At 62.3% G+C, this 14,485-nt stretch carries 15 protein-coding genes and 1 tRNA gene; 6 read left to right on the top strand and 10 right to left on the bottom strand.

The annotated features are described in order from the left end of the window. Nucleotide 1 precedes the first annotated feature (1 nt). Nucleotides 2-802, top strand: coding sequence for an indole-3-glycerol phosphate synthase TrpC (gene trpC, locus ACN9MY_RS05905; protein WP_426321127.1), 801 nt, complete (start codon nt 2-4; stop codon nt 800-802). On the opposite strand, the gene ACN9MY_RS05900 is transcribed toward trpC, so the two are convergent. The 10 genes from ACN9MY_RS05900 to ACN9MY_RS05855 form a co-directional block, all read right to left on the bottom strand. Further along, entirely contained in the window at nt 795-2,318 is a 1,524-nt protein-coding gene (locus tag ACN9MY_RS05900) for a hypothetical protein (RefSeq protein ID WP_426336969.1), read from the bottom strand. The genes trpC and ACN9MY_RS05900 overlap by 8 nt on opposite strands. Before the next feature lie 54 nt (nt 2,319-2,372). Then, complete coding sequence (locus ACN9MY_RS05895) at nt 2,373-3,539, bottom strand: hypothetical protein (protein ID WP_426321123.1); 1,167 nt, start codon at nt 3,537-3,539, stop codon at nt 2,373-2,375. Nucleotides 3,540-3,641: 102 nt separating this feature from the next. Then, nucleotides 3,642-3,779: a diguanylate cyclase domain-containing protein gene (locus tag ACN9MY_RS05890; RefSeq protein WP_426323692.1), complete on the bottom strand. Its 138-nt coding sequence runs from the start codon at nt 3,777-3,779 to the stop codon at nt 3,642-3,644. Nucleotides 3,780-3,854: 75 nt separating this feature from the next. Beyond that, nucleotides 3,855-4,094: a hypothetical protein gene (locus ACN9MY_RS05885; RefSeq protein ID WP_426168426.1), complete on the bottom strand. Its 240-nt coding sequence runs from the start codon at nt 4,092-4,094 to the stop codon at nt 3,855-3,857. Nucleotides 4,095-4,182: 88 nt separating this feature from the next. Beyond that, a complete protein-coding gene (locus ACN9MY_RS05880; RefSeq protein WP_426321121.1) occupies nt 4,183-5,970 on the bottom strand; it encodes a M61 family metallopeptidase in 1,788 nt (595 codons plus the stop codon). Further along, entirely contained in the window at nt 5,967-6,590 is a 624-nt protein-coding gene (locus ACN9MY_RS05875; RefSeq protein WP_426321119.1) for a nucleotidyltransferase family protein, read from the bottom strand. The genes ACN9MY_RS05880 and ACN9MY_RS05875 overlap by 4 nt, the downstream gene beginning before the upstream one ends. A 14-nt stretch (nt 6,591-6,604) precedes the next feature. Then, the gene (locus tag ACN9MY_RS05870) at nt 6,605-8,809 is read right to left on the bottom strand and encodes a molybdopterin cofactor-binding domain-containing protein (protein WP_426321117.1); all 2,205 of its coding nucleotides are present in this window, start codon (nt 8,807-8,809) and stop codon (nt 6,605-6,607) included. Nucleotides 8,810-8,820: 11 nt separating this feature from the next. Further along, nucleotides 8,821-9,279, bottom strand: a complete 459-nt coding sequence (locus ACN9MY_RS05865) for a (2Fe-2S)-binding protein (RefSeq protein WP_426168417.1) — start codon at nt 9,277-9,279, stop codon at nt 8,821-8,823. Nucleotides 9,280-9,342: 63 nt separating this feature from the next. Then, on the bottom strand, nt 9,343-10,065 hold the full coding sequence (locus tag ACN9MY_RS05860) for a DsbC family protein (RefSeq protein ID WP_426321115.1): 723 nt from the start codon (nt 10,063-10,065) through the stop codon (nt 9,343-9,345). Between the two features lie 13 nt (nt 10,066-10,078). Then, nucleotides 10,079-11,284, bottom strand: a complete 1,206-nt coding sequence (locus tag ACN9MY_RS05855) for a UbiH/UbiF family hydroxylase (RefSeq protein WP_426336968.1) — start codon at nt 11,282-11,284, stop codon at nt 10,079-10,081. Between the two features lie 75 nt (nt 11,285-11,359). Between ACN9MY_RS05855 and ACN9MY_RS05850 the strand changes: the two genes are divergently transcribed. The 5 genes from ACN9MY_RS05850 to ACN9MY_RS05830 all read left to right on the top strand — a co-directional run bounded on the left by ACN9MY_RS05850 (nt 11,360) and on the right by ACN9MY_RS05830 (nt 14,449). Further along, nucleotides 11,360-11,435 (top strand) — tRNA-Phe (locus ACN9MY_RS05850). 226 nt (nt 11,436-11,661) lie between these two features. Continuing rightward, the gene (locus ACN9MY_RS05845) at nt 11,662-12,252 is read left to right on the top strand and encodes an outer membrane beta-barrel protein (RefSeq protein ID WP_426321111.1); all 591 of its coding nucleotides are present in this window, start codon (nt 11,662-11,664) and stop codon (nt 12,250-12,252) included. A gap of 215 nt (nt 12,253-12,467) precedes the next feature. Beyond that, a complete protein-coding gene (locus ACN9MY_RS05840) occupies nt 12,468-13,037 on the top strand; it encodes a PEP-CTERM sorting domain-containing protein (protein WP_426336967.1) in 570 nt (189 codons plus the stop codon). Nucleotides 13,038-13,152: 115 nt separating this feature from the next. Then, nucleotides 13,153-13,509 (top strand): ArsR/SmtB family transcription factor, encoded by a 357-nt coding sequence (locus ACN9MY_RS05835; protein WP_426168406.1) that lies wholly within the window; start codon nt 13,153-13,155, stop codon nt 13,507-13,509. Next, complete coding sequence (locus tag ACN9MY_RS05830) at nt 13,502-14,449, top strand: SRPBCC family protein (RefSeq protein WP_426321108.1); 948 nt, start codon at nt 13,502-13,504, stop codon at nt 14,447-14,449. Before ACN9MY_RS05835 ends, ACN9MY_RS05830 begins: the two co-directional genes overlap by 8 nt. Nucleotides 14,450-14,485 lie beyond the last annotated feature (36 nt).

Genomic DNA, 14,485 nt, shown 5'->3' with positions numbered 1-14,485 from the left:
CATGTCCGACATCCTGAACAAAATCCTTGCCGTGAAGGCCGACGAAGTAGCGGCGGCCAAGAAGCACCGCAGCCTGCAATCCCTGCGCGACGAAGTCGAAGGCGACAAGGAACTGCGCGCCGGCCTGCGCGGCTTTGAAGCCAGCCTGCGCAGCAAGATCGAAGCCGGCCAGGCCGGCGTGATCGCCGAGGTGAAGAAAGCATCGCCATCGAAAGGCGTGCTGCGCCCAGACTTCCGCCCAGCCGAAATCGCCGGCAGCTACGCCAGTGCCGGCGCGGCCTGCCTGTCGGTACTGACCGACGTGAATTTCTTCCAGGGCTCGAACGAATACCTAAAACAGGCGCGCGCTGCCTGCGACATTCCCGTCCTGCGCAAGGACTTCATGGTCGACATGTACCAGATCTATGAAGCGCGTGCCATGGGCGCCGACTGCATCCTGCTGATCGTGTCCGCGCTGGACCATGGCCTGATGGCGGAAATGGAAGCCTGCTCCCACGAATTGGGCATGGACGTTCTGATCGAATCGCACGATGGCGACGAGCTGGCCGCGGCGCTGGACCTCAAGAGCCGCCTGATCGGCATCAACAACCGCAACCTGCGCACCTTCGACGTGACGCTGGACACCACGCTCGACCTGCTGTCGCGTATTCCGCAAGAACGCATGGTCATCACCGAATCCGGCATCATGACGCCAGCCGACGTGCAGCGCATGCGCGAACGCAACGTGCACGCCTTCCTGGTCGGCGAAGCCTTCATGCGCGCGCCCGATCCGGGAGCCGAGCTGCGCAAGCTGTTCAATTAAAGCCGCAACGCTGCGATTTCATGGCGCCCGCGCGGCGCCATTCAGTAAACAGGCCCATCGACCTTGGCTCGAAAATGGTAAGGGTCTGGCCATCGAGACTGAGCTTGAAGGTCTCGATGTGCTCAACCTTCATCCAGGGCTTGTCCGCCAGTGGCACCTGCCAAACAAAACTGCGGTTGCGCACAGCCCATTCGCCCTGCTCCTGCTTGACCTTGTCCTCCTGGCCTTGCAGCGGCAGAACGGAATAGTTGCCGTCATCCCGCATCACCACCCTGCCATTCGGGCCAAGTTTGCTGGACTCCCATATGCCGACGATAGCGCAAGGCTGCGGATGGCTGCCAAGCGCCGCGTCGATATATTTTTCAGCCGCCTGCTTCCCGGCGCCGATCAAGCCAGCCACGCCCAAAGCGGCGAGCAGGCCGGTCATGGTCGACGGCAGCAAGCCGCTGTCTCCGCCGCGCAAGCGGACCATGTCGTCGTAGGCGGCGCCAAACCAGCCGGCCCCGATTTCATTTTCACGCAAGGCCACTTTACCGCGCCGTATCATCAGCAGCAGCACGAGGATATTGGCGAGCGGGATGATGATCAGGACCATCGCCAGGATCCGCATCACGATATTCGACCCTGCTCCCTTGGCCAGGCGGTAGACGGCAGCCATTGCCAGGGCGGTAACGCCCAGCGCCAGCAAGAGCTTCGGCCAACCGGCCAGGTCGCGGAAAAAGTATCCCGTGACAAGGTATAGCACGGTCGCGTACACCGTCAGGCGCAGGCCATCGGCCAGCATGAAGAGGCGCGGGTCGGCGCCGGCCAAGGAACAGGTTTCCGGCTCCGGTTCCGGCTCGCGGCGCGATCGCGGCGGCATGGCCGGCCTGACGTCGACCGGTGCCAGGGATACGCCCGGCGCTGCCGCAGCTTTCCCTGCAGCGGCAGGCCGCGCCGGGGGCGCGCTTGGCGGCGGGGGTTCAGGATGCACCACGCGGTCATGCTCAAGCGCCATCGTCGCCTGGCAGCCAGCGCGCTCCTTCAGCGCAAGCACATAGTATTGGGCCTGGGCTCGCAGTACCCCTTTTTTGACGATCTTGCGCCGTCCTCCGGACAACAGCGCCAGCATTTCCGTTACCGGCTTTTGCATCAAAGCGGCAAGGCGATTGGCAGCTTCGCCCAGCGCCACGCCCGGCGCGGGCCCTTCCAGCACTACCTGGTAAGTCGGGGGACGATGCACTGCGCCAGACTGGTTGTCCACCACGGTCAGGCCCAATTCGCCGGCAAGGTAAAGCACATGCGGAACAACTTCCTGCTTGCGGTAGTCCACGGTCAAGCGGCCGGTATCACCGGCGAAATGACAATCCGACCAGGGCGTGTCCGGAAAAAGGGCTGTCAGCTTGTCGTGAAAGCGCTTCAACAAGGCGGATGGCGGCTGCTCACCGCTTTCTTGCCGCAACCTGTTCATGAAGGGAAAAACGTCCTGGTCCGCTTCCGGGGTGGCGACCGACGCCAGTTGAATCTGGTAACTCATGCGCTGCGAAAGCAGGAACGGCTGGCCGCGTAACGCTGGCCAGCCACCGCGATCTCAAAGAATCTGGTTGATGAAGGCGTAGCCCCCAACTGCTGCGAGAACCAGCAGTGCGAGCAGTAATTTGGTGGAAGGCAGCATGCCGTCACGGCCGCCCAGCTCACGCACCTCGTCCGCATCCAGCAAGGAGTTGCGGGTAGTAAGGCCATTCTCTTTCAAGACACCCGCCGCGCGGAAATAGGTCCACGCGACCATCAGGGTGCCCGGGCCCGGTACGAATGCCAGCATCGCAAACACCAGGGTGCGAAGCAGGCCGGAACCGATCGCCTGGGCAAGCCGGACCACCGCAATGGCGCCCAGCGCGCTCATCGCCAGCGCGAACGACATCATGAACGGCGACTTGATGCGAAGGACCATGACCAGCACAAGCAGGACCATGCTGCCAACCAGCGATGCGGCGGCCATGCGCTGGGATTCGGCGGCCTGGAACATTTGCTCGTCAGGCTCGATGCCGACGATTTCCGGCTGGTCGAAGGTGGGCGCCTGAGGCACTTGCGCCACGCGCGCCGGCGGCGGACTTGGCGCCCTCGAGGCAACGTGACCCGGGGCCTTGTGAACGGACTTGACCGCGGCCTTGCGCGGCTCCGCCGAAACCGTGGCACGGCAGCTGGCGCGCTCGCGCAAGGCGGTCACATAGACTTCGGCCTGTGCGCGGGTGAGGCCCTTCTTGACCAGGGTGCGGCGGCGCGAATGCAGCAGCAGCACCATCTGCGGGAGCGGCTGGTTCATCAACTCCGCAAGCTGGGTCGCGGCGGTTTCGACTTCCACGCCCTCCAGCGGACCTTCCAGCACGACCTGGTAAGCCTGCGGGCGGTGCACCGCACCGTTTTGCTCGTCCACCACGGTCACGCCCAGGTCGCTGGCGATACGCAGCACGTGAGGAATCACTTCGTCATGGCGGCGCGAGATCGCCACGCTGCCATAACCGCCTTTGAAATTGTCTGCCAGCGGGCCGTCCGCCCAGGGGCAGTTCTCAACGGCCTTGTCCCCGGCGCCATAGCTGGTCAGGCAGGGGAACAGCTTCAGGATGGCGTCGCGAAAACTCTTCAACTGCTGGGATGGCGCAATACTGATGGTTGCGCCGGCAATCTGTTCCAGGAATGGGAGAACTTCCGCATCGTTGGCGGGAACTTCGCGCGCGACGATGTGCAGTAGATAAGTCATAAATTAAACGTAGCCAAACTCGTAATGAGTGATGGTAAATTACCGGCGAGCAAAAGAATAGTCTGTGCGGCATGAAAACGACAGCCGCCAACGTGGCGACAGTCAGGCCGCCAAAGGTGTAGGGGCCGCGATTTCAGTACGGTTGCGCCCGTTTGCCTTGGCGCGGTACAGGGCGGCGTCGGCGCGCGACGACAAGCTGTCAAGGGACTCACCCAAAGTTTGCTGGCTGGCAATACCGATGCTGATTGTGCAATTTGGAAATCCCGGCTGTTAACATTCCTGCAATTGCGACTGGGTCCGCCGCCTGGCCGCTGATTAACATGGCCGCCACGCCGCGTGGAATATCGTCCATCCCGGCGGCTCGCCGAAAAAGCGCCGCGTCCCCACCATCGACAAGCCGATGCCCCACATCAGGAAGGTATTGGCCGCAGGCAGTACCGCTTCGTCGGGCAGCATGCCGCGCGACAGGAACAGCCCACCTGCGCCAACCATGCAAAGCAGCCCGCAGGCCCAGTGCCCAACGCCGGCGACCTCGCGCCGGAAGCTCGCAAGCATGGAATACCATGCCTACCGCCAGCACGCGCAGGCCAGCGTGGTGGTGAACAGGATGGTGAACGGATCCAGCGCGAACGTCACGGCGCCATCAGGCGGTCGGGCGGCGCAGGCTGGTTTTCTGCTGCTCCACGGCGATGGTGATGCCCGGCACGCGATCGCCTTGCAGCACCACGTCGAAGGCCATCAGCTCGTCGCGGCGGAAGGCATGCACCTGCACGGTTTCGCCGACCTTGTAGCGCGACAGCAGGCCATCCACGTTGGACGGGTTTCCGCTGACGCGCAGGCCGTCGATGGCCACCAGCAGGTCGTTGGCCGACAGGCCGGCCTTCTGCGCGGCGCCGCCATCATGCACGGCACTCAGCTTGCAGTCGGTGCCCTCGCGGCCGAGGTTGACGTCCAGGCCAGGCTTGGACGCCTTGCGTTCGTCCTTGTAGCCCACGCCGAATTGAGGCAGCAGCTTGGCCAGCGGCACGTCTTCGGTGCCGCGGATGTATTTGTCGAAGAAAGTCTTCAGCTTGAAGCCAGCCACGTTGTCGAACAGCGCTTCCACTTCTTCCGGCGTCACGCCGCGCGGCTTGCCGTTGTAGAAATCCCGGCCGAACTTCTGCCACAGCGCGCGCATGATGTCGTCCAGCGAGCGCTTGCCATTAGTCTTGGCACGAATGGTCAGGTCCAGGCCCAGGCCGATCAGCGAGCCCTTGGCGTAGTAGCTGACGATGGCATTCGGCGAGTTCTCGTCCTGGCGGTAGTACTTGCCCCAGGCGTCGAAGCTGGAATCGGCCACGCTTTGCTTGGTGCGGCCGCTGCCGCGCAGCACGGCGCCGACAGTCTTGCCCAGCATCTTGAAGTAGCCTTCTTCCGACAGCAGGCCGGCACGCACCAGCAACAGGTCGTCGTAGTAGCTGGTAAACCCTTCGAACAGCCAGAGCAGCGGAGTGTAGTTCTCTGCCTGGTAATCGTAAGGAGCAAACACCGCCGGCTTGATGCGCTTGACGTTCCAGGTGTGGAAGTATTCGTGGCTGCACAGGCCCAGGAACTTCATATAGCCTTCGCTCGGCTCCTTGCCTTTCTGCGCTGTGGTGGGCAAGTCGGCACGGGAGCAGAACAGCGCCGTGGAGGCGCGGTGTTCCAGGCCGCCGTAGCCGTCGCCCACCACCATCGTCATGAACACGTAGCGGTCCATCGGCGCCTTCTTCGTGCGTGGCTCGAAGAAGGCGATCTGCGTCTCGCAGATCTGCTTCAGGTCGGCGCAAACGCGGGCAATGTCGAGGTTTGGCACGCGTCCGGTGAACACCACGTCGTGCTGCACGCCTAGCGCCTTGAAGCTGGCCATCTCGAACGTGCCCATTTCCACCGGGCTGTCGATCAATTCGTCGTAGTCCTGCGCGACGTAAGTGCCAAAGCCGTAGCGCCTGGCTTTCAATTCCTTCAATGCGGTGGCAACCCGCCATTTGGACGCTGCTTCATGGGCAGGCCGCTGGATGTCGACCACGTGCGGCTCGCCTTCCTGACCAAGGGCGCGCAGGAACACGCTGGTGCCGTTGAAGAAGCCGTGCGTTTGGTCAAGGTGGGCGGCGCGCACCGAAAGGTCCCAGGCATAGACTTCGTAATGCACGGTAAGCTTGCCCTTGCAGGGCTCGGCTTGCCACGAGTGCTTGTCCAGCTTCGACAGTTCGACCGGCTGGCCGCCTGCCTCGGCGCGGATCTGCACGATGTTGCGCGAGAATTCGCGGATCATGTAGCTGCCGGGGATCCAAGCTGGCAGCACCAGGACCTGGCCTTCCGCCGCTGGCGCTTCAATGGTCATCGTGACCTGGAACATATGGGTTGCCGGGTCTTTGGCGGCGATGGTGTAGCTGATTTTTTTGTTTTTCATTGGATGTCGGATGGCGTGTCGATGTCCTGCAGGATGCCGGGATCGTCCACCATCAGTTCGTTAACCGGGTTGTTCTTCAAGATGCTGCGGGCGCCCTGGTCTCCGGCCAGCGCCAGCAAGGCATGCAGGTGGACGCGGCCGAAGGCAACCGGGTTGCCGCGTTGGCCATCGTGCACCGGCGCTGCGATCGTCGTTGCGGTTGTCACGGCATCCGCCAGCGCCGCCATCGTGGCCGGCTGCACATAAGGCATGTCGGCCAGCGCAATCAGCCAGCCCCCGGCGTCCTGCGCGCGCCGCACGCCGCATGCCAGCGAGGCGGCCATGCCCTCGCCCGCGTTTTCGCAAACGGCAACTTCGCAGCCAAGGCCGCGTAAAAGATTGGCCGTGGCCGCGTCTTCCGCGCGAACTACCGCTATTACGCGCGGCACCGCGGCCTGCAAGGCGCGGGCACTGGCCACGACGACCGGCTCGCCATTCGGCAGCGCCTGCAGCAGCTTATAGCGCTCGCCGGTCGGATCGAAACGGCTGCCGCGGCCTGCAGCCAGCAAGATGCCTGCAACGGCGCCAGCGCCAGCGTCCGCAGCAGCGGCGGACGCGTGGGCGGGGTCGGGAGCGGCCACGTGCTATGCCTGCCTTACGCCTTGGCCAGGTCGAACGGCAGCTTGCGTACGCGTTTGCCGGTCAGCTTGAACACTGCGTTGGCCAGCGCCGGCGCCAGCGGCGGCAAGCCCGGTTCGCCCATGCCGGTAGGATTGTCGGTCGATGCGACGGTGAACACTTCCACCACCGGCATGTCCGTCATGCGCGCTACCGTGTAGTCGCTGAAATTCGACTGCTCGACCAGGCCATCCTTCAGCGTGATCGCCGCGCCAGGCAAGGTGGTGCCCAGTCCCATCAGCGCGGCGCCCTGCACCTGCGCTTCGATGGTCATCGGGTTCACCGGCAGGTTGCAATGCACGCCTGCTGTCACCTTGTGCACCTTGGGCTGGCCATTCCTGATGGACGCCACCACGACGTAGGCCACCGAGGTTTCGAACGATTCATGCAGCGCCACGCCCCAGGCCTGGCCTTTCGGCAATTTGGTCTTGCCGTAGCCCGACTTCTCGACCGCCAGGTTCAGCGCCGCCAACTGGCGCGCATGCTTGGGATCGATCAGCTTGCGGCGATACTCCACCGGGTCCATTTTGGCGACATGCGCCGCTTCGTCAATCAGCGTCTCCATCACGAAGGCGGTGTGGGTCGAGCCCACGGAGCGCCACCACAGCACCGGCACATTGGCCTTCACGTTATGCACGCTCAGGTTCATCGGCACCGAGTACGGATCGCCCATGCCCTCGACCATCGTCGCGTCCACGCCGTCCTTGACCATCATCGGCTCGAACGGCGTGCCGGTAATGATGGACTGGCCAACGATCACATGATTCCAGCCCACGATATTGCCCTTGGCGTCGAAGCCGATATCGGCTTGGTGCACATGCGAAGGACGGTAGTAGCCGCCCTTGATATCGTCCTCGCGGCTCCAGATCAGCTTGACCGGACCCTTGCCCCAAGCCTTGGCCACGTTCACGGCTTCCACGATGTAGTCGGAAGTCGGCACCGCGCGGCGGCCGAAACCGCCGCCGGCCATCATGGTGTTCAACGTGACCTTGTCCGGCGTCAGGCCGGCCGCCTTGGCCGCTGCCACCGCGTCCAGCGTCTGGAACTGGCTGCCAGCCCAGATGGTGCAGGAGTCGCCCTTCAGGTCGACCACGCAGTTCAAAGGCTCCATCGGCGCGTGCGCCAGGTAAGGGAATTCATAGGTCGCGCTGATCTTTTTCGGCGCCTTGGCGATGGCCGCAATATCGGCCTTCTTCACCGGCATTCCGGCCTTCTTCGCCAGGGCCTTGTACTCGGCCAGCTGCTTCTTGCTGCTGACTTTTTCCAGGCCCTCGGTATCCCATTCGACCACCAGGGCCTCGCGCCCCTGCCTGGCCGGCCAGTAGCCATTCGCCACCACGGCCAGGCCGCTGCCGCCACGGTCGGTATCGACCTTGATCACGTCGATCACGCCCGGAATGGCCTTGGCCTTGGCCGCATCGAACTTCTTCACCTTGCCCCCAAAGACAGGCGGACGCGCCACCACCACAACCTTGGTGCCTTCCGGCTTGAAGTCCATGCCAAATTGCTGCGTGCCGGTCGACTTCGCGCGCGCATCCAGGCGCGGCGTCGGCTTGCCGATGATGGTGAAGTCCTTCTGGTCTTTCAGCTTGACTTCGGTCGGCACCGGCTGCTTCATCGCCGCATCGGCCATCGCGCCATACGTCGCGCTCTGGCCGGATGGTCCGGTCAGCAAGCCTTTCGACGCGCGTACCTGCGAAACTGGCACTTTCCACTGCTCGGCCGCCGCGGCAACCAGCATGGCGCGCGCACGGGCGCCGATTTCACGGTGCTGCTGCCAGGAATGCTTGACGGCGGTGGAACCGCCCGTCATCTGGATGCCGAAGTTGGGGTCTTTATAGGGGTCGCCGGCTGGCGCCAGCGAAGAGCGCACCTGCGACCAGTCCGCATCCAGCTCCTCGGCGATCAGCATCGGCAGCGCCGTATGCACGCCCTGGCCGAATTCGAGCCGGTTGACCTGGATGGTGACGGTATTATCCGGTGCGATATGCAGGAAGGCGTTGGGCGCCACTGGCGGCTTGGCCGGGGCATCGGCGGCCAGTGCCCGGGCAAAGCGCCCGCCGTTGCTGGCCACGTAGAAGCCGAGGATCAGGCCACTGCCGGCCTTGAGGAAAGTACGGCGCGACACTCCTTCAGAAGCCACGCCGTCCGCTTGAGCTGCCATGAACCATTCTTTGCGCATGGCCGTCTCCCTCAAGCGATGGATTTCGCGGCGTCCTTGATGGCGGCGCGGATCCGTTGATAGGTACCACAGCGGCAGATATTGCCCGACATGGCATTGTCGATATCGCTGTCAGTCGGCGCCTTGTTGGTGCGCAGCAGCGCCGTTGCGCTCATCACCTGGCCGCTCTGGCAGTAGCCACATTGCGGTACATCGTGCTTGACCCAGGCATCCTGCACCGCCTTGCCCACCTTGTCGGCAGACATGGCTTCAATGGTGGTGATCTTCTGGCCCACCGCCGCCGAAATCGGCGTCACGCAGGAGCGGATTGCCTGGCCTTCCAGATGCACTGTGCACGCACCGCACATCGCCATGCCGCAGCCGAACTTGGTGCCGGTCATATTGAGGTTGTCGCGCAAGGCCCACAGGATAGGCGTAGAAGGGTCGGCGTCGACTTGCACGTCGCGCCCGTTGATGTTCAATGTGACCATGCCAGCTCCCTAGTTAAGGTATCTCCGGGTACAGGTCCGGTTGCCGGACCCGAGCCCGCGTTTTTACTTGATGGTGGCGAACTTTGCTTCCAGCGTACGCTGGTCAACTGCTCCTGCAATGCGGCTGCCGTCGGCGAAGAAGATCGCAGGCGTGCCATTGATGCTCATTTTCTGGCCCAGGGCCAGTACCTTGTCGTTCGGCGCGGTGCAGCCGTTCGGCGCAACCGGCGCGGCCTTGCCGTTCAACATCCAGTCATCCCACGCCTTGTTGCGGTCGGCCGAGCACCAGATGTTCTGCGATTTGGCAAATGAATCCGGCGACAGGATGTTGTACAGGAAGGTGTAGACGGTCACATTGTCCATATTGGCCAGCGTGGTCTGGCGGAAGCGCTTGCAATAGCCGCAGTTCGGGTCTTCGAAGATCGCCATCACGCGCTTGCCGTTGCCCTTGACGGTCTTCAGCGCCAGTTCGAACGGCAGGTCGTCGAACTTGATCTTGTTCAGGTCATCGATGCGGGCCTGGGTCAGGTCGGTCCGGGTCTGCAGGTCAAGGATATGCCCTTCCACCAGGTAGCGCCCGGTCGGGTCCGCGTAGCGCACCTCATTGCCGATGGCGACTTCGTACATCCCAGGGATCGGAGACTTCTTGACGGAGTCGATCTTGACGCCGTTCAGGCGCTCGGCCAGGGCTTTGCGCAGTTGCGCTTCTTCTTTTGCGTTCTGCGCATCCGCACAGGACATCAGCATGACCGAAGCCAATGCCAATACCAGCTTACTCTTATTCATTAAGTTCTCCGCTTTACAGCTTTCCGAGGGCATGTGAAATCAGCCGGCGCTTTACGCCCGGCAATTTATCCAGCAAGTTTAGCCCGAAATTGCGCACTGCGCGCACCGGTTCGAGATCGGTGCCGAACAGGCGCTCCAGGCCATCCGTGGTGGCCAGCATCAGGCTCACTTCTTCCTTGCGTGCGCGGGCATAACGCGCCAGCACGCGGTCATCGCCGATGGAGCGGTGTTCTTCCCGCTCCGCCACGGCCTTGACCAGTTCCTGCACGTCGCCGAAGCCCAGGTTCATGCCATGCCCGGCCAGCGGGTGCACCACGTGGGCGGCGTCCCCCACCAGGGCCACGCGCGGCGCCACCATCGCATGGGGGCGCATCAAGCGCAAAGGGAAGGCCTTGACGACTTCCGGCTGCAGCGGGGTCAGCTTGCCCAGCTTCTCCTGCGCAAAAGCAGCCAGCCTTTCGGCCAGCGCTGTAGCACCTTCGCGGCACAGGGAATCGGCCAGCATGTCCGGCGCCGACCATACCAGCGAGACCTGCCTGCCCGGCAGCGGCAGCAAGGCGACAATGCCCTGCTCGCCGGTGAACCACTGGTGTGCGACACCGTGATGCGGCAATTCGCAGGCAAAGTTGGACACCACGCCGCTCTGGTTATAAGGACGGTAATCCAGGCCGATATCGCACTGGCCGCGCACCCAGGACTGGGCGCCGTCGGCGCCAACCACCAGCGAAGCGCCAAGGTGGGAACCATCGTCCAGGGTGATCACGGCGCCCTGCTCGTCATGCTTCAGCGCGACGGCCTTGCCTTGCACGAAATGCACGTTCTGCGCGAAACGCAGCGCTGCATCCAGGGCCTGGTTCAGGTTGCGGTCTTCCACGATCCAGCACAGGGTGCCGGTGTGGGCGCCGTAGGCATCGAAGTTCAGCGCGCCGGCCTTGCTGCCGTCGCCATTGACCAGCATGGCGTCGACCGGGGCGATGCGCGACTGATCCATCGCTCCCCATACTTTCAGCGAATCGAGCAGGCGGTGGGCAGTATGGTTGAGGGCGAACACGCGGACGTCCCAGCTCGCCTCGTCCGGGCGCATCGGCGCCGGGGGTGGGCCAAGCACAGTTACGCTCAATCCGGACTGGGCAAACGCAAGGGCTGCCGTCTTGGCTATGGCGCCATTGCCGACGATGCAGACCGCGGTCTGCACATGGTGATGCGTGGGCTTGTTCATCCGCGCATTATAGCTTTCCCTCAATGGAAAAAGGCTATTGCAAACCAAGGATTCCCTGCTATAATGCTGCCTCTTGGCCTGGTAGCTCAGTTGGTAGAGCAGAGGACTGAAAATCCTTGTGTCGGTGGTTCGATTCCGCCCCGGGCCACCAAGAATAAAAAGTGAAAACGCCGACCCTAGTGGTCGGCGTTTTCGTTTTGTGCGCCCGCCTTTTGACTTTGTGAGAATTAGCGCATTTTCCAAAGGTATCAACATGATACTATCTCGCGCTTACTTTCCTCCCGGCAAATAATATGACCGATATGCCGGATGGCAAGCTACCTCAGTACCCCTGGGTAATGCCTTTTCCCACACTTTCAAAACAAGAGATCTTTAGCATGAAACAAGCTGTATTCGCCCTCGCCGCACTGGCAATCGCCTCCTCCTCCTACGCCCAGGACGCTGCTGCCCCGGCTCAAACCGTGCGTCCCTTCGTCGGCCTCGGCGCCAGCGCTGGCGGCGACAAACTGGCCACTGCCGAGTACACCAATGGCGATACCGCCAGCATCCGTGCCGGCTCCGGCGTCTATTTCACCGGCGGCCTGGACTTCCGCATCAATGAGCAGTTTTCGGCGCAAACCAGCGTCAACTTCCACGTGGATAACCAGTCTGCGCGCAACGGCGACCTGCACTTCAACCGCTTCCCGATCGAAGCCCTGGCTTTCTACCATATCGACCCGCAATGGAAGATTGGCACCGGCCTGCGCTACGTCACTGGCGCCAAGCTGAGCGGCAGCGGCGCGGCCGAAATCGAGGACGTGAAGTTCGACAACACCCTGAGCGCTGTGGTGGAAGGGGAGTACCTGTTCACGCCGCACATCAGCATCAAACTGCGTTACGTGAATGAGAAATTTGAAGTCAAGAACCGCTACAACAAAGTTGAAGTGAAAGCCAACCACGTTGGCATTTCGGGCAACTACTACTTCTGATGTGAATCGGCATTCGCCCATCACTCGCGAATCGCCCCGGTCCGCGAGCGTGGGCGAAGGTGTCGGAAAACTTTACACATTAACTGTAAAGCAACGAATTTCACGAGTAAAACAAATCGTGACCGCTTGTAACTACAAGTGAAAACGGTAATGTTGTTGTTATGGCGCGATATGTGCTAAGCCTGTTGAGTCTTTTTTAACTTTTTGGACTCAATATGAAACCTGTTCGTCAGCTCCTGGCTGCCATCGCACTGATTGCCCCACTTTCCGCCTTTGCTCTCCCGATTGCAGCTTCCGGTACCGAGGGCAATCCTGTGCTGGTCGGCAATACTGCCAACATCATCGCCCGGTACGAAGGCAATTCCGCTTCTTACAGCAACGACCTCTACCTCTTTACCGACGACGGCATCGCCGGCAATGACATTTTCCTGTTCAACAATCATGGCTCCGCCGTTGGCGCGACTGTGAACCTGGGCAGCTTTGCCACGGGTAGCGAACTCGTCTTCCGCTTGCACGTCAACAATACCAACACGGATTTTTTCACGGGCCTGGCCAGCCGCAATCCGGACGGCGCGCTGCATGCGCGCGTCCAGGGCAACTGGCTTCCCAACACCACGCTGGTGAGCTTCGAAGACTTGGACAACGGTCCGTTCGAGTTCAACGACCTGAGCTTCTCCTTCACCAACACCACGACGCCGAATGACGTACCAGAGCCAGCCAGCATGCTGCTGCTATCCCTGGGCTTGGCGGGAATCGCCGTTTCGCGCCGCAAGCCTCGCAAGTAAGCTGAACGCTCCTTGAAAACGCCGATCCTCGCGATCGGCGTTTTTCTTTCTTGACGGCGCCCGCTCTCCGACTTATATTAAACCAATAGGTTAATTAAATGATTGGTGAAATTCGATGCAAGACGCGCTCAGCCAAACTTTTTCTGCCCTGGCAGACCCGACACGGCGTGCCATGCTGGCGCGGCTGTCGCAGGGTGAGGCCAACGTTTCCGACCTGGCCCAGCCCTTCCTGGACGAGATGAGCTTGCCCGCCATTACCAAGCATTTGCAGGTACTGGAAAAAGCCGGCCTCATTACCAAGACGCGCAAGGCGCAGTGGCGCTCCTGCAAAATCAATGGCGATGGCCTGAAGGATGCCGCCGACTGGATGGAGCCATACCGCGTGTTCTGGGAAGAGAGTTTCGACCGCCTCGATGCCTACCTGAAAACCGTTACCGCAAAAAACCCACCTAAAGGAGACGAAAATGGCTGAATTCAGCGCCCCGAATGAGATTCGCATTATCCGCACCTATGACGCGCCGGTGCAGGCGGTATGGGATGCGTGGACCGATCCGGCCCAGGTCGCGCAATGGTGGGGGCCGCGCGGCTTTACGCTGACCACGCACAGCAAGGACTTGCGCGTCGGCGGCACGTGGCGCTACACCATGCACGGCCCGGACGGTACCGATTTCCCGAACAAGACCACCTACCATGTGGTGGAGCCGCTGCACAAGCTGGTCTACGACCACGGCGCCACGGACGACACGCCGCCGCTGTTCCGCGTCACGGTGCTGTTCGCCGAGGTCGATGGCAGGACCCGCATGGACATGACCATGGCCCTGGCCGATGCGGAAGCCGCCGCCCAGACCCGCCAGTTCATCAGGCACGCCAACGGCGATTCGACCTGGGACCGGCTGGCGGAATACCTGGGCAAGCGCCTGGCGGACGAAGACAAGTTCGTCATCAATCGCAGCTTCGAAGCGCCACTGGAGACTGTATTCGACATGTGGACCAGGCCAGAGCACCTGGCCCGCTGGCTTCCGCCAACCGGCATGGAAATGCGCTTCCTGCGCGCAGACATCCGCACCGGAGGCGAGTCGCTTTACTGCATGAGCAATGCGGCCATCACCATGTATGGCCGCGCCCATTACAAGGAAATCCGCCGCCCCAACCTGCTGGTCTACACCCAGCAATTCTGCGACGAGAACGAGAAGATCGCACGCCACCCGATGGCGCCGGTATGGCCGGAAACCATGCGCACCACGGTGCAATTCGCTGCCGAAACCCCTGAGCGCACCAGGGTTACCGTGACGTGGGAAGTGGAAGGCAAAGCCACGGCGGCAGAATTGGCAGCCTTCCTTGAACACCGTGCCAGCATGACGCAGGGATGGAGCGGGTCCTTTGACAAGCTGGAAGCGCTGCTCAGCGCTTGACGGAAGCCCCGCCGCGCAGCGCGGCGGGGGTGGCAT

It is taken from the genome of Pseudoduganella sp. R-31, from assembly GCF_049913235.1.
Lineage (GTDB): Bacteria > Pseudomonadota > Gammaproteobacteria > Burkholderiales > Burkholderiaceae_D > Rugamonas.
The sequence above is the reverse complement of the archived record's forward strand: the minus strand, read 5'-3'. Positions and strand labels throughout refer to the sequence as shown.

Excerpts from the sequence above, each read along its gene's own strand:
- ACN9MY_RS05835 (WP_426168406.1), top strand. The coding sequence starts at position 13,153 with ATGCAAGACGCGCTCAGCCAAACTTTTTCTGCCCTGGCAGACCCGACA.
- ACN9MY_RS05830 (WP_426321108.1), top strand. The coding sequence starts at position 13,502 with ATGGCTGAATTCAGCGCCCCGAATGAGATTCGCATTATCCGCACCTAT.
- ACN9MY_RS05870 (WP_426321117.1), bottom strand. The coding sequence starts at position 8,809 with ATGCGCAAAGAATGGTTCATGGCAGCTCAAGCGGACGGCGTGGCTTCT.
- ACN9MY_RS05895 (WP_426321123.1), bottom strand. The coding sequence starts at position 3,539 with ATGACTTATCTACTGCACATCGTCGCGCGCGAAGTTCCCGCCAACGAT.
- ACN9MY_RS05860 (WP_426321115.1), bottom strand. The coding sequence starts at position 10,065 with ATGAATAAGAGTAAGCTGGTATTGGCATTGGCTTCGGTCATGCTGATG.
- ACN9MY_RS05885 (WP_426168426.1), bottom strand. The coding sequence starts at position 4,094 with ATGCTTGCGAGCTTCCGGCGCGAGGTCGCCGGCGTTGGGCACTGGGCC.
- ACN9MY_RS05865 (WP_426168417.1), bottom strand. The coding sequence starts at position 9,279 with ATGGTCACATTGAACATCAACGGGCGCGACGTGCAAGTCGACGCCGAC.
- trpC (WP_426321127.1), top strand. The coding sequence starts at position 2 with ATGTCCGACATCCTGAACAAAATCCTTGCCGTGAAGGCCGACGAAGTA.
- ACN9MY_RS05900 (WP_426336969.1), bottom strand. The coding sequence starts at position 2,318 with ATGAGTTACCAGATTCAACTGGCGTCGGTCGCCACCCCGGAAGCGGAC.
- ACN9MY_RS05840 (WP_426336967.1), top strand. The coding sequence starts at position 12,468 with ATGAAACCTGTTCGTCAGCTCCTGGCTGCCATCGCACTGATTGCCCCA.
- ACN9MY_RS05845 (WP_426321111.1), top strand. The coding sequence starts at position 11,662 with ATGAAACAAGCTGTATTCGCCCTCGCCGCACTGGCAATCGCCTCCTCC.
- ACN9MY_RS05855 (WP_426336968.1), bottom strand. The coding sequence starts at position 11,284 with ATGAACAAGCCCACGCATCACCATGTGCAGACCGCGGTCTGCATCGTC.
- ACN9MY_RS05880 (WP_426321121.1), bottom strand. The coding sequence starts at position 5,970 with ATGAAAAACAAAAAAATCAGCTACACCATCGCCGCCAAAGACCCGGCA.